We start from the raw sequence: 16,484 nt of genomic DNA, 5'->3' as shown, positions 1-16,484 counted from the left end.
CTCTTCCGATCTGGCCGGCCGACCCCGGCCAACCCGCCGGCGGGCGGCACCGCGACCACGCCGGCCCCGGCCAACCCGGCGCAGACCCCGCCGGCCCAGAACCCGCCGGCCCCGCAGCCGCCGGCCGACCCGCAGACCGAGATCAAGCCGACCAGCTACCTGACCAGCGGCAACCAGCTCACCGTCTTCTTCTACGGCGTGACCTGCGACAAGTTCGGGCTGACCGCGGACGAGGGCCGCTCCGGCACGGTCCGGGTCCAGGTGGTGATCACCCAGCACCTGCCGGTCGGCCGGATGTGCCCGGCGCTGGTCAAGCAGCAGTCGGTGGTCGCCACGCTGGGCCAGCCGCTGAACGGCCGCGCGGTGCTCGACGCGACGACCGGGGCGAACGTGCCGCTGGAGTCGGTGCCGAACGGCGGCCCGGTCAGCGCCGGCAACTGAGCGCAGTACGCGGACACGACGACGGCGGCGGCCCCGGATGATCCGGGGCCGCCGCCGTCGTCGGTGCTACCGGCGCTGCTCGCCGGGCGCCGCTTAGCTGAACGAGTCGCCGCAGGCGCAGGAGCCGGTGGCGTTCGGGTTGTCGATGGTGAAGCCCTGCTTCTCGATCGTGTCCACGAAGTCCACGGTGGCGCCGCCCAGGTAGGGGGCGCTCATCCGGTCGGTGACGACCTTGACGCCGTTGAAGTCCTTGACGACGTCGCCGTCCAGCGAGCGCTCGTCGAAGAAGAGCTGGTAACGCAGGCCCGAGCAGCCACCGGGCTGGACGGCGACGCGGAGCGCGAGGTCGTCGCGGCCCTCCTGCTCCAGCAGGCCCTTCACCTTGGCCGCGGCGGCATCGGTAAGGAGCAGACCACTCTCGACGGTGGTCTCGTCCTGGACGGTCATCTGCTTACTCCCGGTCTGTGACGACATACTGCCGCCAGTGCAAACCAGCGGCCGCCCGGTTTGATTCCGGGCAGTGGATCGAGTTCGCGGACCCGGTCCGCTCCTCTTCCCGTCCATGCTCGCACACCGCACCCGAAGGGGGCACCGAGCGCCGCTCGACCGGTGCGCGCCCGCTCCGTGCGCGGTGTGCGCCCCGACGGGTGCGCCGCTCACCTCCGGTCGGCGCACGCGGGCCGCGGCAGCAGGCAGGATGGACGGATGATCCTGCGTCAGATCCGCGAGGGTCGGGGCGACGCCGAGACGGTCCGGCTGATCGCCGCCGAGGCCTTCGGAGCGCTGCAACCCGGCCCCGCCCACGTCCCGAGCGAGGCCGAGGTCATCCTGCACGAGGCCCGGACCAGGCACCTGGCCGGCACCGACCCGGAGGGCTGCTGGCTGGCCGAGGAGGACGGGCGGGCGATCGGCTTCGCGCTCTCGATGCGCCGCGAGGGGGTGTGGGTGCTGGCCCTGACCGCGGTGCTGCCCGAGTTCCAGGGCAAGGGGGTGGGCCGGGTGCTGCTGGAGCAGGCGGCCGCGCACGGCCGGGCCTGCCTGCGCGGCATGATCACCGTCTCCACCGACCCGGCGGCCGCCCGCCGCTACCGCAAGGCCGGCTACACGCTGCACCCCACCATGCGGCTGACCGGCCGGGTGGACCGGGCCGGCCTGCTGGACGCCGGGGACATCCCGGTGCACCCCGGCAACGCCGGCCACCGCGACCTGCTGGACTCGATCGACCGCCGGCTGCGCGGGGCCGCGCACGGCCCGGACCACGCGCTGATGCTGGCCCACTACGACGAACTGCTGGTGGCCGACACCCTGGCCGGCAGCGGTTACTGCTACCGGCTGGGCGGCAGCGTCAAGCTGCTGGCCGCCACCTCGCGGCGGCTGGCCGTGCGGCTGCTGCGCGAGGCGCTGGCCCGGGTGCCGGACGGCACCGAGGCCAGGGTGGAGTTCGTCACCGCCGAGCAGGAGTGGGCGGTGGACGTCGGGCTGGAGGTGGGCCTGAGCGTGACGAACAACGGCTTCCTGGCGCTGCGCGGGATGAAGCCGCCGGCCCCCTACCTGCCGAGCGGCGGCTTCCTCTAGACCGGCTCCCGACCGGACCCGGCTCAGCGCATGGTGTCGAGGATCTCCTCGACCATCTCCATGGTGGTGCCCGGGTGCAGGAAGGCGAACCGGGCCACCGTCTCGCCGTCCCAGCCGGTCGGGGTGACGAAGCCGATCTGGTCCGCCAGCAGGCGCTGCGACCAGGCGTAGTAGTCCTGCTCCTGCCAGCCGGTGCGGCGGAAGCAGACCGCCGAGAGCTGCGGGTCGTGCAGCAGCTCCAGGTGCTCGGTGCGGCGGATCAGCTCGGCGGTCTCCCGGGCCAGGGTGAGCCCGGCCTCGATCGCGTCGGTGTACGCCTGGGTGCCGTGCACCGCCAGCGAGAACCAGAGCGGCAGGCCGCGGGCCCGGCGGGTGAGGTGGTAGGCGTAGTCGGTGGGGTTCCACTCGTCGCCCTCGTGGTGCAGCACGTCGAGGTAGCCGGCGTCCTGGGTGTGCACGGCCTTGGCCAGGCGCGGCTCGCGGTAGAGCAGCGCGGCGCAGTCGAAGGGCGCGAAGAGCCACTTGTGCGGGTCGACGACGAAGGAGTCGGCGTGCTCGATGCCCTGGTAGCGCTCGCGCACCGAGGGGGCGAAGAGACCGGCGCCGCCGTAGGCGCCGTCCACGTGGAACCAGAGGCCGCGCTCGCGGGTCACCTCGGACAGGCCCTGCAGGTCGTCGATGATGCCCTCGTTGGTGGTGCCGGCGGTGCCGACCACGGCGATGACCGTCTCCGGGTGGGGATCGGCGGCCAGCGCGGCCCGCAGCGCCTCGCCGGTGAAGCGGCGGTCCACGGTCGGCACCTTGAAGGCCTCGACGCCGATGATGTTGAACGTGTTCTTGACCGAGGAGTGCACCTGGTCGGCCACCGCGACCCGCAGCCGCGCCTCCGGACCACAGCCCTGCTGTGAATTGGCCAGCTTGCGGCGCGCCACGTCGCGGGCCACCACCAGGGCGGAGAGGTTGCCGGCCGAGCCGCCGGAGACGAAGGTGCCGCCGGCCGTCTGCGGCAGCCCCGCCCGGTCGGCTATCAGGCGCAGCACCTGGTTCTCGGCGGCGATCGCACCGGCCGCCTCCAGCCAGGAGATGCCCTGCAGCGAGGCGCAGGAGACCACCATGTCGAAGAGCAGCGCGGCCTTGGTCGGGGCGCACGGGATGAAGGAGAGGTAGCGCGGGCTGTCGGCGGAGATCACCGCGCGGGACAGCTCGTGGTCGTACAGCTTGAGCACGTCGGCCGGGTCGTTGCCGCGCTCGTTCAGCAGACCGGCCAGGTGGGCGCGCAGCTGCTCGCCGTCGCCGGGGTGGTCCAGCGGCACCGGGTCGTACTGCAGGCGCTCGCGCATGTAGCCGAAGACCAGGTCGACGAGCGCGTTGTCGGGCTGGTGCATGCGGTGCGGGACGGCGGGGGTCACGGCGGGGCTCCTTCGGCTAGAACGCATGATCAGCGTAGGCAGCACGGCCGTGCGCACGCGCGTCCGAATGCGCCGCTTCGGGCAGCTTTCGAGCGTGTTCCGGTCGGGTGGCGCAGGAATCCTGCGCGGCGGAGCCGGGCGACCGGGTGGCGAACCGTTCCGTCAGCCGATCAGCCGGGAGAGCACCACCGAACTGCGGCTGCGCTGCACCCCCGGCTCGCGCCGGATCCGCTCGATCACGGCCTCCAGGTGCCGGGTGTCGGCGGCCCGCAGGTGCACCAGGGCGTCCGGGTCCCCGGTGACCGTCCAGGCCGCGACCACCTCGGGGAACTGCCGCAGACTGGCCAGGATCTCCTCCGGCGCGGTGCGCTCGCGGCAGTAGATCTCCACGAACGCCTCGGTCTGCCAGCCGAGCAGCTCGGGGTCGAGCACCACGGTGAAGCCGCGCACCACGCCGCGCGAGCGCAGCCGGTCGATCCGGCGGCGCACGGCGGTGGCGGAGAGGTTGGCGAGCAGGCCGATCTCGGCGTACGAGGCGCGTCCGTCGCGGCCCAGGTGGGCCAGCAGCAGGCGGTCGGTCTCGTCGAGGGAGACACCGCCCACCTCGGGCGGTCGGCTCGTGCTCATGGTTGCGGGGTCTCCACGGGTGCGGGGCGGGGCGGAAGGTTCCGCTTACCGCCCCATTCTCCCGAACGCGCGGGCCCCGTCCACCAAGACCACTCAGTCCACCGGAACCGGCCGGTCCACCCACACCACTCAGTCCACCAGCAGCACGATCTTGCCGCGGGTCCGCCCCTCGGCGCTCAGCTGCTGCGCGGAGGCGGCCTGCGCCAGCGGGAAGGTGGAGGCCACCGTGACGCTGAGCCTCCCCTGCTCGACCAGTTCCCCCAGCGCCGCGAGGTCGGCGGCGTCCGGCCGGACGAAGACGTAGTGGCCACCGAAGGCGAGCACCGCCGGGTCGGCGATCGAGGCGATCCGACCGCGCTGGCGCACCAGCGGCTCGGAGAGCGCCACCACCGCGCCGCCGACCAGGTCGAACACCGCGTCCACCCCGTCCGGGGCGAGCGCACGCACCCGCTCGGCCAGGCCCTCGCCGTAGGCCACCGGCTCGGCGCCGAGCGAGCGCAGGTAGGCGTGGTTGTGCTCGCGCGCGGTGCCGATCACCCGGGCGCCGAGCGCCACCGCGATCTGGGTGGCGAAGCCGCCGACCCCGCCGGCCGCCGCGTGGATCAGCACGGTCTCGCCGGCCGCCAGCGCGAGCGCCTTGACCAGGCCCTGGTAGGCGGTCAGGCCGGCCAGCGGCAGCCCGCCGGCCTCCGCCCAGCCGAGCCGGGCCGGCTTGGCGGCCAGGGTGCGCACCGGGGCGGCCACCAGCTCGGCGTAGGTGCCGTGCTCGGCCCAGTCCTTGCGGACGTAGCCCATCACCTGGTCGCCGACCCGGAACTCGGTGACGCCCGGCCCCACCCGTTCCACCACCCCGGCCACGTCCCAGCCCAGGACCAGCGGGAAGTGCACGTCCAGGGCCGGGTCCAGCCGGCCCTCGCGCAGCTTCCAGTCGACCGGGCTCACCCCGGCCGCCTTCACCCGGACCAGCACGGAGTCCGGCCCGACCTTGGGATCGGGCAGCTCCAGGTACTCGATGACCTCGGGGCCGCCGTAGCGACGGATCGCGATCGCCTTCATAGGCCCAGGAAACACGCTCGAGCCGGACGCCGCCGGTCGGCGCGCGGCACCCACTCAGCCGCAGGCCAAGCCGCCGCCGTGGCACGAGGATCGCGTCACATCGACACGATGTCCATCGTCAGAGTGACGCTAACCGGTTATCATAGATAGCGTCAGAAAGACGAGAAGGCTGGACCGTTCCGGCCGCCGAGGAAGGGCGTCCGCCCGTGACCACCACCGTTGAGCCCACCTTCGCCGAGCCGGCCGCGACGCCGCTCGCGCTGCTGCTGCTCGGCCGCCAGGCCGACCCGAACAGCGAGCGCGGCGTGGAGTGCCCCGGCGACCTCCCGCCGGCCTCCGACCCCGACCTGGTCGAGCGCGCCCGCGCCGCCAAGGCGAAGCTCGGCGACCGCGTCTTCATCCTGGGTCACCACTACCAGCGCGACGAGGTCATCGAGTTCGCCGACGTCACCGGTGACTCCTTCAAGCTGGCCCGGGACGCCGCGGCCCGGCCGCAGGCCGAGTACATCGTCTTCTGCGGTGTGCACTTCATGGCCGAGTCGGCCGACATCCTGACCACCGACGCCCAGCAGGTCGTGCTGCCGGACCTGGCGGCCGGCTGCTCGATGGCCGACATGGCCACCGCCGAGCAGGTCGCCGAGTGCTGGGAGGTGCTGCAGGAGGCCGGCATAGCCGACGTGACCGTCCCGGTCTCGTACATGAACTCCTCCGCCGACATCAAGGCCTTCACCGGCCGGCACGGCGGCACCATCTGCACCTCCTCCAACGCCAAGCGGGCACTGGAGTGGGCCTTCGAGCAGGGCGAGAAGGTGCTCTTCCTGCCGGACCAGCACCTGGGCCGCAACACCGCGGTGCGCGACCTCGGCCTCTCGCTGGACGACTGCGTGCTCTACAACCCGCACAAGCCGAACGGCGGCCTGACCGCCGAGCAGCTGCGGGACGCCAAGATGATCCTCTGGCGCGGGCACTGCTCGGTGCACGGCCGGTTCACCCTGGACTCGGTGGCCGAGGTCCGCGAGCGGATCCCCGGCGTGACCGTGCTGGTGCACCCCGAGTGCCGCCACGAGGTGGTCGCCGCCGCCGACCAGGTCGGCTCCACCGAGTACATCATCAAGGCGCTGGACGCCGCCGAGCCCGGCTCCAAGTGGGCCATCGGCACCGAGCTCAACCTGGTCCGCCGGCTCGCCAAGGCGCACCCGGACAAGGAGATCGTCTTCCTGGACCGCTCGGTCTGCTTCTGCTCCACGATGAACCGGATCGACCTGCCGCACCTGGTCTGGGCGCTGGAGTCGCTGGTCGAGGGCCGGGTGCCGAACGTGATCACGGTGGACCCGGAGACCGAGAAGTACGCCAAGGCCGCGCTGGACCGGATGCTGGCGCTGCCGTAGCGGCCCGGCCCCACGGCAACGCGTGAGGGGCGGCACCCATCGGGTGCCGCCCCTCACGCGTGTCGCCGTCCGGCCGTTACTCCGGGATGCCCGGGATCAGGCCGTCGCCCTCGGCGCGCAGCAGCTGGTGGACCTGGTCGATGGTCGCCCCCGCGTCCGGCAGGATCGCGTCCGAGGGACCCAGGTAGTCGGCCGCCATCGGCACGCCCACCTGGCGCACCGCCGTCAGCAGATTGTCCAGGGTGCCCCGGAAGGCCGTCTCGTCCCCCGAATCCAGTGCGGTGAGCAGCTCGTCGTCGAGCTGGTTCAGCCGGTGCAGGTGCTCGTCCGAGACCTGGAACTGACCCTCACCCATGATCCTCATGATCATGCTGGCGTCTCTCCCTGCTGTCGATCCGGCGGGCTTACTTGTGGTAGTTGATGGTGGGCGGCGGGGTGTCCTCGTGCCCGTTGCCCTGCTCGATCGCCGCCGGGCCGCTCGACCCGCCGCCCAGCTCGGCCTTCATCCGGGCCAGCTCCAGCTCGACGTCGCTGCCGCCGGCCACCCGCTCCAGCTCGGCCTCGATGTCGTCCTTGCGGCCGAGACCGCTGGCGTCGTCCAGCGCACCCGAGGCCAGCAGCTCGTCGATCGCACCGGCCCGCGCCTGCATCTGCGCGGTCTTGTCCTCGGCCCGCTGGATGGCCAGGCCGACGTCGCCCATCTCCTCCGAGATCCCGGAGAAGGACTCCGCGATCCGGGTCTGCGCCTGGGCGGCGGTGTAGGTGGCCTTGATGGTCTCCTTCTTGGTGCGGAAGGCGTCCACCTTGGCCTGCAGCCGCTGGGAGGCGAGCGTGAGCTTCTCCTCCTCGCCCTGCAGCTGCTGGTACTGCACCTGGAGGTCGTTGATCTGCGACTGCATCGCGGACTTGCGGGTCAGCGCCTCGCGGGCCAGGTCCTCGCGGCCCAGCGCGAGCGCCTTGCGCCCCTGGTCCTCGTACTTGGCCGACTGCTGCTGGAGCTGGGTCAGCTGGAGCTCCAGGCGCTTGCGGGAGGTGGCGACGTCGGCCACTCCCCTGCGCACCTTCTGCAGCAGTTCGAGCTGCTTCTGGTACGAGTAGTCGAGCGTCTCGCGCGGGTCCTCCGCCCGGTCCAGGGCCTTGTTGGCCTTGGAGCGGAAGATCAGCCCCATACGCTTCATGATTCCGTCGCTCATGGGCCTCGGGTGCCCCCTTCTCCGGGCTGCGGTTTCTCTCGTACCAAAATCTACTGCGAGTGTATGTGCTGCGGTGCCACGACCGCAGTACACCTACCTGCAACAAGAGTGCTACGACCGGACCCGGCCCGGCCTCCTCCCCGAGGTGGATCCGGGCGGGGCTCCCCTGACAGGGGAGTACCGGATGACGGGTGGGTACTGGTGGGGCGCGGTTCCACGGAACGGGACGTCCGCCGGGGTATATCGGCGTTCGGACGACCAGCACGTACGCTTGTCGTGTGTTCCGACGCCGTTCAGATGATTCCCCCTCCTCCGCCACCGCGCTGGCCGAGCAGGACGAGGTAGGCCAGGCCCGCGACCCGCAGGCCAAGAAGGGCCGCCCCACGCCCAAGCGGAGCGAGGCCGAGGCCAACCGCAAGACCCGGGTCACCGTGCCCAAGGACCGCAAGGAGGCCGCCAAGCAGTCGCGCGAGCGGCTGCGGTCCGAGCGGGAGAAGCAGCGGATGGCGCTGCTCAACGGCGACGAGCGTGCGCTGCCACGCCGCGACAAGGGCCCGGTGCGGCGCTTCGCCCGCGACTACATGGACTCCCGCTACTCGCTGGCCGAGTTCTTCCTGCCCTTCGCCGTGGTGATCCTGGTGCTCAGCGTGCTGCGGGTGCCGGCGCTGCAGCTGCTCTCCACCCTGCTCTTCGGGCTCTTCCTGGTGCTGGTCGTCCTCGACTTCCTGCGCCTGGGCCTCGGCCTGAAGCGGGCGCTGGCCAACCGGTTCCCGAACGAGGACAAGCGCGGCGCGGTCGGCTACGCCCTGATGCGCAACCTCCAGATGCGCCGGCTGCGGCTGCCCAAGCCGCAGGTGAAGCGGGGCGAGCACCCCTGACCGCCGAGCCGCAGGCGTACGACTGGGCCCCCGCCTCGCCGGGGCCCGGTCTGTACCCCCTGCCCGGGCAACCGGACGGCACCCACGACCGCGGGGCGTACCCCGCCGGCACCGGCACGCCCCAGTACCACGGCGGCCACGCCCAGCCGTACCCCCCGGCGTACGGCTACGGCGGCGCCGGGTACGGCGGCCACCAGGTCCACGGACCCGGGCTGCCGGCCCGCAGCGGCTCCTTCGCCGGCGGGGCCGGCGCCTGGCTGGAGCGCCAGGGCGGCCTGCACAACCTGGTCCGCCAGGAGATGGTCGCCCGCCAGCTGGCCGAGCAGCTCGCCGGCCACTTCGGCGAGCGCGCCCGGCACACCCCGCTGCGGGTGCTGGACGTCGGCTGTGGCCAGGGCACCCAGGCGCTGCGGCTGGCCCGGGCCGGCCACCTGATCACCGGGCTCGACTCCGACCCGGTCACCCTCGGCGCCGCGCACGCGATGCTGGCCGCCGAGCCGCCCGAGGTGCGCGAGCGGGTGCGGCTGCTGAGCGGCGACGGGCACCACTGCGGCCGCTGGTTCGGGCCCGGCAGCTTCGACGTGGTGCTCTGCCACGGCGTGCTGATGTACCTGCCCGACCCCGACCCGCTGATCGCCTCGCTGGCCCGGATGGTCGCCCCCGGCGGCCTGCTCTCGCTGCTGGCCCGCAACCGGGACGCGCTGGCCCTGCGGTTCGGGCTGACCGGCGACTGGCGGGCCGCGCTGCAGGCCTTCGACTCCGACCACTACACCAACCGGCTGGGCCTGACCGCCCGGGCCGACCGGCTGGCCGACCTCGGTGCCACCCTGCGCGAGATGGCCGTGCCGCTGCGGCACTGGTACGGCGTGCGGGTCTTCACCGACGCCATGCCGGACCACGCCGCGCCGGTCGACGGCCGCCAGCTCGGCCAACTGCTGGAGGCCGAGGAGCGCGCCGGGCGCACCGACCCGTACCGCGAGGTGGCGGCACTGCTCCACCTGATCGGTACCAAGTAGCGCGCCGCGACGCTCCCCCGGCGACCGCCGACGACCGGCCCGGCCGTCTCCGTCCTCGGGCGGGCCGCTACTCGGCCTCGTGCAGGCTCATCGGGTAGATCACGGTGTCGTCGTCCAGCAGCACCACCCGGTCGATGCCCTCCGCCAGCAGCCGCTGCCACTCCTCGCCGATCCAGGTCTCGGCGTCGCCCTGGCTGCTGAACTCCTCGTCGCCGCCCGCCAGGGCGACCGCCGAACCGTCCGCCGCCTCGTACCGCCACGTCCACACCATGCCCGGCTCCTTCCCGTCCCTCTTGCCGTCCGTTGCAGTGCGCGCAGGCTATCGCCCGAGGTACAGCTGCCCGCGGGCGCGCCGCTCAACCGCGGTGCGCCAGGATGAGCCCCATGACTCGTACCTTGATCCTCGGCGGCGCCCGGTCCGGCAAGTCCACCCGGGCCGAGTGGCTGCTGCGCGACCGGACCGACGTGCTCTACGTGGCCACCGGCGGCCGGCGGGCCGACGACCCCGAGTGGGCCGAGCGGGTCGCCCGGCACCGGGAGCGGCGGCCGGCCGCCTGGCGCACCGCGGAGACGGTCGACCTGGAACCGGTGCTGGCCGACCGGGGCGACCCGGCCCCGGTGCTGGTCGACTGCCTGGGTCTGTGGCTGACCAGCGTGATGGACCGGGCCGACGCCTGGGACGACGCGGCGTGGGAACGCTCGGCGGCGGACGCGGTGGAGCGGCGCTGCGCCGAGCTGGCGGCGGCGCTGCGGGTGACCGGGCGTCAGGTGGTGGCGGTCAGCAACGAGGTGGGGCTCGGGGTGGTGCCGGCCAGCGCGGCCGGGCGGCGGTTCCGGGACACCCTGGGGCGGCTCAACATGGCGGTCGCCGAGGCCTGCGACCAGGTGGAGCTGGTGGTGGCGGGTCAGCCGCTCACCATCAAGGCCCCGGCGGCCGCGGCCGGCCCGGCTCCGGTCCGGCACACCCCGGACAGCGCCCGGCGCGGTTGGTAAGGTTCCGCACGATGGACACCACCGTGGATCTCGATTCCTTCGCCTCGCTGGTCGAGCGACCCGACGACGCCGCCCGCCGGGCCGCCGAGGAGCGCTGGGCGCAGCTGGACAAGCCCCGTGGCGGGCTCGGGCAGTTGGAGGAGCTGGGCAGCTGGCTCGCCTCGGTCCAGGGCGGCACCGAGGTGCGCGCGCTGAGCGCGGCCAAGGTGCTGCTCTTCGCCGGCGACCACGGCATCGCCGAGCTGGGGGTCTCCCGGCTGGCCGCCGCCGGCGGCACCGCCGAGCGGGTGCACGCGGTGCTGGACGGCAGCGCCACGGTGGCCCGGCTGGCCCGTCGTTACGGTGCCGGGCTGCGGGTGGTGGACCTCTCGGTCGACGCGGGTGCCGAGGAGTTCGGCCCCGAGGTGAGCGAGCACCGGATCCGCCGCGGCTCGGGCCGGATCGACCTGGAGAACGCGCTCACCGAGCAGGAGGCCGCCCGGGCCTTCGCGGTCGGCATGGCGATCGCCGACGAGGAGGCCGACCTGGGCACCGACCTGGTGCTGCTCGGCGACCTGGGGGTCGGCTCGACCACGGTGGCCGCGGTGCTGGTCGGTGCGCTCTGCGGGACCGACGCGGCCGCCGTCTGCGGGCGCGGCTCGGGGATCGACGACCGGGTCTGGATGGTCAAGTGCGCCACCATCCGGGACGCGCTGCGGCGGGCCCGTCCGGTCCTGGGCGACCAGCTCGCGCTGCTCGCGGCCACCGGCGGTGCCGACTTCGCGGCGATCACCGGGTTCCTGCTGCAGGCCGCGGTGCGCAAGCTGCCGGTGGTGCTGGACGGCGTGGTCTCGGCCGCCTGCGCGCTGATGGCGCAGCGGATCTCGTTCCGGGCCCCGGAGTGGTGGCGGGCCGCGCAGCTCACCGGCGAGCCAGCCCTGGCCAAGGCCTACGACCGGCTCACCCTGAACCCGCTGCACGACCAGCAGGTCACCATGGGCGAGGGGGTCGGCGCCGTGCTCGCCCTGCCGCTGCTGCAGGCCGCCTCGGACGCGCTGGCCGAGCAGGCCTTCGTGCCCGCGCTGCCGACCGCCCCGCGCCCGCCGGCCAAGCTGCCCTCCGCCGCCGAGCTGCTGGGCCGGCTCTGAGCGGCACCGCCGGCGACCCACCGCCGCCCGGGCCCGTACCGGCCGAACCACCGCTGCCCGGACCCGTACCGGCCGAACCACCGCTCCCCGGACCCGTACCGGCCGAACCGGCGCTGCCGGGACTGCGCTTCGCCTTCGGCACGCTCTCCGTGCTGCGGGTGCGGGTGGCGCGCTGGGACCGGACGGCCGGCGGGCGGGCGATGGTGGCGGCGCCGCTGGTCGGGCTGGTGCTCGGCGCCCTGGCGGCCGGGGTCGGGGCGTTGGTCTGCTGGCGGGGCGGGTCCCTGCTCGGTGCGGTGGCCGCGCTCGCCGTGCTGGCCGGGCTGACCCGCGGGCTGCACCTGGACGGCCTGGCGGACGTGGCGGACGGGCTGGGCAGCGGGAAGCCGGCCGAGGACGCGCTGCGGATCATGAAGCAGTCCGACATCGGCCCGTTCGGGGTGCTCTCCCTGGTGCTCCTGCTGCTGGCCCAGGCCGCCGCGCTGGCCGGGCAGTTCGGCCACTCGCCGGCCCGCGGTGCGCTGGCGGTGCTGACCGCGGCGGTGGCCGGACGGTGCGCACTCGCCTGGGGCTGCCTGCGTCCGGTGCCGGCCGCCCGGCCCGGCGGGCTGGGGGCGATGGTGGCGGGCGCCGTGGCGGTACCGGCGGCGCTGGCCGGCACCCTGCTGAGCGCCCTCGGACTGAGCGTCCTCGGCCTGGCCCTGCCGGGCTGGCACCCGCGCTACGCGCTGGCCCTGATCGTCGGTCAACTCGCGGCGACCGCCCTGCTGGTCCGCTGCGTGCGCCGGTTCGGCGGGGTCACCGGGGACGTGCTCGGCGCGCTGGTGGAGACCGCGGCGCTGGCCGCACTGGTGACCCTCGCGGTGCTCCCCTGAGCCGCCCGGCCCGGAATTCCGGGGCTGCGCGGGCGACGCCAGGCTGAACCCGTGCTGAATCCGGACGGACGCCCGGGCGCGGCGGCATCCCAGCATGCGGACTACCATGCGGTGAGCACCGTAGCCCTGCGCCGTCACCGCGGAGCATGCTGGGGCTGATGCCATGCGGCAGAACCCGCCGTGGACCGCGAAAGAACAGGACGCAATTACGTGACTGCACTGTCTGTGAGCACCTCCTCCGCCGCCGCGCTGCGCGCGGACGCCGTGGTGATCGGTATCGCGAAGGGCCCCAAGGGCCTGGTGGTGGCCTCCGGCGCCGAGGCGCTGGTCGAGGCGTTCGAGGGCAAGCTGACCGAGGTCCTCACCACCCTGGGCGCGACCGGTGCCGAGGGCGAGGCCGTCAAGCTGCCGGCGCCGGCCGGCCTGAAGGCGGGCTTCGTGCTCGCCGTCGGCCTGGGCGAGGCCGGCGAGGGCGACCACTCGGCCGAGGCGCTGCGCCGGGCGGCGGGCGTGGCGGCGCGGACCCTGAGCGGCGCCAAGAAGGCCGGCGTGGCGCTGCCGGCCGAGACCGCGGAGCAGGTCGAGGCGGTCGCGCTGGGCGGGCTGCTCGGTGCCTACGACTTCACCGCCTACCGCACCGGCGAGGGCACCAAGGAGCCGGTCGGCGAGCTGGTCGTGCTCACCACCCGCAAGGGCAGCAAGGACGCCAAGGCCGCGGTCGAGCGCGCCACCGTGCTCGGCGAGGAGATGAACCGGGCCCGCGACCTGATCAACACCCCGCCGAACGACCTGCACCCGAAGGCCTTCGCCACCATCGCGCAGGGCGTCGGCAAGGAGCTCGGCCTCAAGGTCGAGGTGTGGGACGAGAAGGCGCTGACCAAGGGCGGCTTCGGCGGCATCCTCGGCGTCGGCAACGGCTCCGCCAACCCGCCCCGGCTGGTGAAGATCGCCTACACCCACCCGAAGGCCAAGACCACCCTCGCCTTCATCGGCAAGGGCATCACCTACGACTCGGGCGGCATCTCGCTCAAGCCGGCCGGCCACAACGAGACCATGAAGTGCGACATGTCCGGTGCCGCCGCGGTCTTCTCCGCCGTGGTCGCCGCCAAGCGCCTCGGCCTGGCCGTCAACGTCACGGGCTGGCTGGCGCTGGCGGAGAACATGCCGTCGGGCACCGCCACCCGTCCGGGTGACGTGCTGCGGATGTACGGCGGCAAGACCGTCGAGGTGCTCAACACCGACGCCGAGGGCCGCCTGGTGCTGGCCGACGCGATCGTCCGGGCCGGCGAGGAGAAGCCGGACGCGATCGTCGACGTGGCCACCCTGACCGGCGCGATGGTGATGGCGCTGGGCACCCGCACCTTCGGCGTGATGGCCAACACGGACGGCTTCCGCGACCGGCTGCACGCCGTCGCCGGGCGCGCGGGCGAGCAGTCCTGGCCGATGCCGCTGCCCGCCGAGCTGCGCAAGGGCATGGACTCCCCGGTCGCCGACCTGGCCAACATGGGCGAGCGGATGGGCGGTGGCCTGACCGCCGGCGTCTTCCTGCAGGAGTTCGTGGCCGACGGCATCGACTGGGCCCACCTGGACATCGCCGGCCCGGCCTTCCACGAGAGCGCGCCGTACGGCTACACCCCCAAGGGCGGCACCGGCAGCGCCGTCCGCACCCTGGTGCAGTTCGCGGCGGAGACCGCCCAGGGCTGATCCGACGCTCGGAACGAACCGGGCCCGGTGTCGTCTCGACACCGGGCCCGGTTGTTTTTGCCCAGGGGTTACCCATTGGTAGCCATGAAAAGCAATCGGGAAGCTGTTCGCCTCCGGCGAAAATTTGTTCCGCCAGGCGGAATCGACCGTTCCCCTAGTCGCCGCCGACCCCCGGCGGAGCCCCGTCAGCACCGCAATGACCTGGGTCGACCGCACCACCCACGGGTGTGCGGACCGTGGCCGGGGAGGGTCAGAGGGTGGACCCGGACACCAGCCGCCGGGAACAAGTGCGAAGATGTATTTCCGGCACGACTGGGCGCCTCACAAGGGCTTCCCGTACACCGGACCAGCACCGGCCCGGACGGATCCACACCCCATGGCATGGAGGACGTGACGTGGCGAACGACGCCAGCACCGTTTTCGACGTAGTCATTCTCGGAGGCGGAAGCGGCGGCTACGCCGCGGCGCTCCGCGCCGCTCAGCTGGGCCTGAGCGTGGCCCTGGTCGAGAAGGGCGAGCTGGGCGGCACCTGCCTGCACCGGGGCTGCATCCCCACCAAGGCGCTGCTGCACGCCGCCGAGATCGCCGACGAGACCAAGGAAGCCGCCGAGTTCGGCGTGCTGGCGACCTTCCAGGGCATCGACATCAACGGCGTCCACAAGTACAAGGACGACGTGATCGCGGGCCTGTACAAGGGTCTGCAGGGCCTGGTCGCCTCCCGCAAGGTCACCTTCATCCAGGGCGAGGGCCGGCTGTCCTCGCCGACCTCGGTGGACGTCAACGGCCAGCGGGTCGAGGGCCGCCACATCGTGCTGGCGACCGGCTCGGTGCCGAAGTCGCTGCCCGGCCTGACCATCGACGGCGACCGGGTGATCTCCTCGGACCACGCCCTCAAGCTCGACCGGATCCCGAAGTCGGCCGTCATCCTCGGCGGCGGCGTGATCGGTGTCGAGTTCGCCTCCGTCTGGAAGTCCTTCGGCGTCGACGTCACCATCGTCGAGGCCCTGCCGCACCTGGTTCCGCTGGAGGACGAGAACTCCTCCAAGCTGCTGGAGCGCGCCTTCCGCAAGCGTGGCATCAAGTTCGAGCTCAAGGCCCGCTTCTCGGGCGTGGAGTACACCGAGACCGGTGTCCGGGTCTCCACCGAGAACGGCAAGCAGATCGACGCCGACCTGCTGCTCGTCGCGATCGGCCGCGGGCCGGTCTCGGCCGGCCTCGGTTACGAGGAGGCCGGCATCGCGATGGACCGCGGCTACGTGCTGGTCGACGAGTACATGCGCACCAACGTCCCCACCGTCTCGGCGGTCGGCGACCTGGTCCCGACCCTCCAGCTGGCCCACGTCGGCTTCGCCGAGGGCATCCTGGTCGCCGAGCGGGTGGCCGGCCTCAAGGCCGTGCCGATCGACTACGACGGCGTGCCGCGGGTCACCTACTCCAACCCCGAGGTCGCCTCGGTCGGCATCTCCGAGGCCAAGGCCGTGGAGCTGTACGGCAAGGAGAAGGTGGTCACGGTCAAGTACAACCTGGCCGGCAACGGCAAGAGCAAGATCCTCAAGACCGCCGGCGAGATCAAGCTGGTCCAGGTCAAGGACGGCGCCGTGGTGGGTGTCCACATGGTCGGCGCCCGCATGGGTGAGCAGGTCGGCGAGGCCCAGCTCATCTACAACTGGGAGGCGCTGCCCGCCGAGGTCGCGCAGCTCATCCACGCCCACCCGACCCAGTCCGAGGCGCTCGGCGAGGCCCACCTGGCACTGGCCGGCAAGCCGCTGCACGCGCACGACTGATTCGCGCTCGCCCGCCTGTCCTTCCTTTCCCTGAACTTCCTGAACGCAAGACTTGATAGGAGTCGCTGAAACCATGGCGGTCTCAGTAACGCTGCCCGCGCTGGGCGAGAGCGTGTCCGAAGGTACTGTCACCCGCTGGCTGAAGGCCGAGGGCGAGCGAGTGGAGGCCGACGAGCCGCTGCTCGAGGTGTCGACCGACAAGGTCGACACCGAGATCCCCGCGCCGGCTTCCGGCATCCTGGCCTCGATCAAGGTCGCCGAGGACGAGACGGTCGAGGTGGGCGCCGAGCTGGCGATCATCGACGACGGCTCGGGCGCCCCGGTCGCCGCCGCGGCTCCGGTCGCCGAGGTCGCTGCGCCGGCCCCGGTCGCCGCCCCGGCCCCGGTGGCCGAGGCCCCGGTTGCCGCGCCGGCCGCC

Annotated in this window: 16 protein-coding genes and 2 pseudogenes; 11 read left to right on the top strand and 7 right to left on the bottom strand. The window is 73.2% G+C overall.

Annotation, left to right across the window (positions count from 1 at the left end):
• Window positions 1-441 (top strand): annotated as a pseudogene (locus ACQRUO_RS33255) (hypothetical protein); the annotation flags it as partial.
• Window positions 442-534: 93 nt separating this feature from the next.
• Here the strand turns inward: ACQRUO_RS33255 and erpA are convergent.
• Window positions 535-888 carry an iron-sulfur cluster insertion protein ErpA gene (gene erpA / locus ACQRUO_RS33250; protein ID WP_145789006.1) on the bottom strand — a complete coding sequence of 118 codons (354 nt, stop codon included), beginning with the start codon at window positions 886-888 and terminating at the stop codon, window positions 535-537.
• A 258-nt stretch (window positions 889-1,146) separates the two neighbouring features.
• Between erpA and ACQRUO_RS33245 the strand changes: the two genes are divergently transcribed.
• A complete protein-coding gene (locus ACQRUO_RS33245) occupies window positions 1,147-2,016 on the top strand; it encodes a GNAT family N-acetyltransferase (RefSeq protein ID WP_428319862.1) in 870 nt (289 codons plus the stop codon).
• A 23-nt stretch (window positions 2,017-2,039) separates the two neighbouring features.
• Here ACQRUO_RS33245 and ACQRUO_RS33240 read toward each other — a convergent pair whose 3' ends face one another.
• From ACQRUO_RS33240 to ACQRUO_RS33230, 3 genes are all read right to left on the bottom strand, one after another.
• Window positions 2,040-3,425 carry a pyridoxal phosphate-dependent decarboxylase family protein gene (locus ACQRUO_RS33240; protein ID WP_428319861.1) on the bottom strand — a complete coding sequence of 462 codons (1,386 nt, stop codon included), beginning with the start codon at window positions 3,423-3,425 and terminating at the stop codon, window positions 2,040-2,042.
• A 162-nt stretch (window positions 3,426-3,587) separates the two neighbouring features.
• Window positions 3,588-4,052 carry an Lrp/AsnC family transcriptional regulator gene (locus ACQRUO_RS33235; protein WP_428319860.1) on the bottom strand — a complete coding sequence of 155 codons (465 nt, stop codon included), beginning with the start codon at window positions 4,050-4,052 and terminating at the stop codon, window positions 3,588-3,590.
• A gap of 129 nt (window positions 4,053-4,181) precedes the next feature.
• A complete protein-coding gene (locus tag ACQRUO_RS33230; protein ID WP_428319859.1) occupies window positions 4,182-5,108 on the bottom strand; it encodes an NADP-dependent oxidoreductase in 927 nt (308 codons plus the stop codon).
• A gap of 206 nt (window positions 5,109-5,314) precedes the next feature.
• On the opposite strand from ACQRUO_RS33230, the gene nadA reads away from it, so the two are divergent.
• Complete coding sequence (nadA, locus tag ACQRUO_RS33225; RefSeq protein ID WP_428319858.1) at window positions 5,315-6,496, top strand: quinolinate synthase NadA; 1,182 nt, start codon at window positions 5,315-5,317, stop codon at window positions 6,494-6,496.
• Window positions 6,497-6,572: 76 nt separating this feature from the next.
• On the opposite strand, the gene pspAA is transcribed toward nadA, so the two are convergent.
• Both pspAA and ACQRUO_RS33215 read right to left on the bottom strand, forming a co-directional pair.
• Complete coding sequence (gene pspAA / locus ACQRUO_RS33220; RefSeq protein ID WP_428319857.1) at window positions 6,573-6,866, bottom strand: PspA-associated protein PspAA; 294 nt, start codon at window positions 6,864-6,866, stop codon at window positions 6,573-6,575.
• A 34-nt stretch (window positions 6,867-6,900) separates the two neighbouring features.
• A complete protein-coding gene (locus tag ACQRUO_RS33215; protein WP_428319856.1) occupies window positions 6,901-7,665 on the bottom strand; it encodes a PspA/IM30 family protein in 765 nt (254 codons plus the stop codon).
• Between the two features lie 302 nt (window positions 7,666-7,967).
• Here ACQRUO_RS33215 and ACQRUO_RS33210 point away from each other — a divergent pair, with 302 nt between their 5' ends.
• Window positions 7,968-8,567 (top strand): DUF3043 domain-containing protein, encoded by a 600-nt coding sequence (locus ACQRUO_RS33210; protein WP_428319855.1) that lies wholly within the window; start codon window positions 7,968-7,970, stop codon window positions 8,565-8,567.
• Between the two features lie 299 nt (window positions 8,568-8,866).
• Complete coding sequence (locus tag ACQRUO_RS33205) at window positions 8,867-9,583, top strand: class I SAM-dependent methyltransferase (protein WP_428319854.1); 717 nt, start codon at window positions 8,867-8,869, stop codon at window positions 9,581-9,583.
• Between the two features lie 67 nt (window positions 9,584-9,650).
• Here the strand turns inward: ACQRUO_RS33205 and ACQRUO_RS33200 are convergent, their stop codons facing one another.
• Window positions 9,651-9,854, bottom strand: coding sequence for a hypothetical protein (locus ACQRUO_RS33200; protein WP_428319853.1), 204 nt, complete (start codon window positions 9,852-9,854; stop codon window positions 9,651-9,653).
• A 119-nt stretch (window positions 9,855-9,973) separates the two neighbouring features.
• Between ACQRUO_RS33200 and cobU the strand changes: the two are divergent.
• The 6 genes and pseudogenes from cobU to ACQRUO_RS33170 form a co-directional block, all read left to right on the top strand.
• Window positions 9,974-10,507, top strand: a pseudogene (cobU, locus tag ACQRUO_RS33195) (bifunctional adenosylcobinamide kinase/adenosylcobinamide-phosphate guanylyltransferase); the annotation flags it as partial.
• Between the two features lie 80 nt (window positions 10,508-10,587).
• On the top strand, window positions 10,588-11,703 hold the full coding sequence (locus tag ACQRUO_RS33190) for a nicotinate-nucleotide--dimethylbenzimidazole phosphoribosyltransferase (protein ID WP_428319852.1): 1,116 nt from the start codon (window positions 10,588-10,590) through the stop codon (window positions 11,701-11,703).
• Window positions 11,704-11,852: 149 nt separating this feature from the next.
• Window positions 11,853-12,578 (top strand): adenosylcobinamide-GDP ribazoletransferase, encoded by a 726-nt coding sequence (locus ACQRUO_RS33185; protein WP_428319851.1) that lies wholly within the window; start codon window positions 11,853-11,855, stop codon window positions 12,576-12,578.
• A 210-nt stretch (window positions 12,579-12,788) separates the two neighbouring features.
• On the top strand, window positions 12,789-14,282 hold the full coding sequence (locus tag ACQRUO_RS33180; RefSeq protein WP_428319850.1) for a leucyl aminopeptidase: 1,494 nt from the start codon (window positions 12,789-12,791) through the stop codon (window positions 14,280-14,282).
• Window positions 14,283-14,677: 395 nt separating this feature from the next.
• Window positions 14,678-16,066, top strand: coding sequence for a dihydrolipoyl dehydrogenase (lpdA, locus tag ACQRUO_RS33175; protein WP_428319849.1), 1,389 nt, complete (start codon window positions 14,678-14,680; stop codon window positions 16,064-16,066).
• 73 nt (window positions 16,067-16,139) lie between these two features.
• Window positions 16,140-16,484, top strand: a 345-nt coding sequence (locus ACQRUO_RS33170) for a biotin/lipoyl-containing protein (RefSeq protein ID WP_428319848.1), incomplete at its 3' end; no start/stop codon positions are given.

This window comes from Kitasatospora sp. LaBMicrA B282 (genome assembly GCF_050325825.1).
Classification (GTDB): domain Bacteria; phylum Actinomycetota; class Actinomycetes; order Streptomycetales; family Streptomycetaceae; genus Kitasatospora.
Note: the sequence above shows the minus strand (reverse complement) of the source record. Positions and strands in the feature narration are given on the sequence as shown.

Coding starts and splice junctions, on each gene's coding strand:
- erpA (WP_145789006.1), bottom strand. CDS start 888: ATGACCGTCCAGGACGAGACCACCGTCGAGAGTGGTCTGCTCCTTACC.
- ACQRUO_RS33245 (WP_428319862.1), top strand. CDS start 1,147: ATGATCCTGCGTCAGATCCGCGAGGGTCGGGGCGACGCCGAGACGGTC.
- ACQRUO_RS33235 (WP_428319860.1), bottom strand. CDS start 4,052: ATGAGCACGAGCCGACCGCCCGAGGTGGGCGGTGTCTCCCTCGACGAG.
- ACQRUO_RS33230 (WP_428319859.1), bottom strand. CDS start 5,108: ATGAAGGCGATCGCGATCCGTCGCTACGGCGGCCCCGAGGTCATCGAG.
- pspAA (WP_428319857.1), bottom strand. CDS start 6,866: ATGATCATGAGGATCATGGGTGAGGGTCAGTTCCAGGTCTCGGACGAG.
- ACQRUO_RS33215 (WP_428319856.1), bottom strand. CDS start 7,665: ATGGGGCTGATCTTCCGCTCCAAGGCCAACAAGGCCCTGGACCGGGCG.
- ACQRUO_RS33205 (WP_428319854.1), top strand. CDS start 8,867: ATGGTCGCCCGCCAGCTGGCCGAGCAGCTCGCCGGCCACTTCGGCGAG.
- ACQRUO_RS33200 (WP_428319853.1), bottom strand. CDS start 9,854: ATGGTGTGGACGTGGCGGTACGAGGCGGCGGACGGTTCGGCGGTCGCC.
- ACQRUO_RS33190 (WP_428319852.1), top strand. CDS start 10,588: ATGGACACCACCGTGGATCTCGATTCCTTCGCCTCGCTGGTCGAGCGA.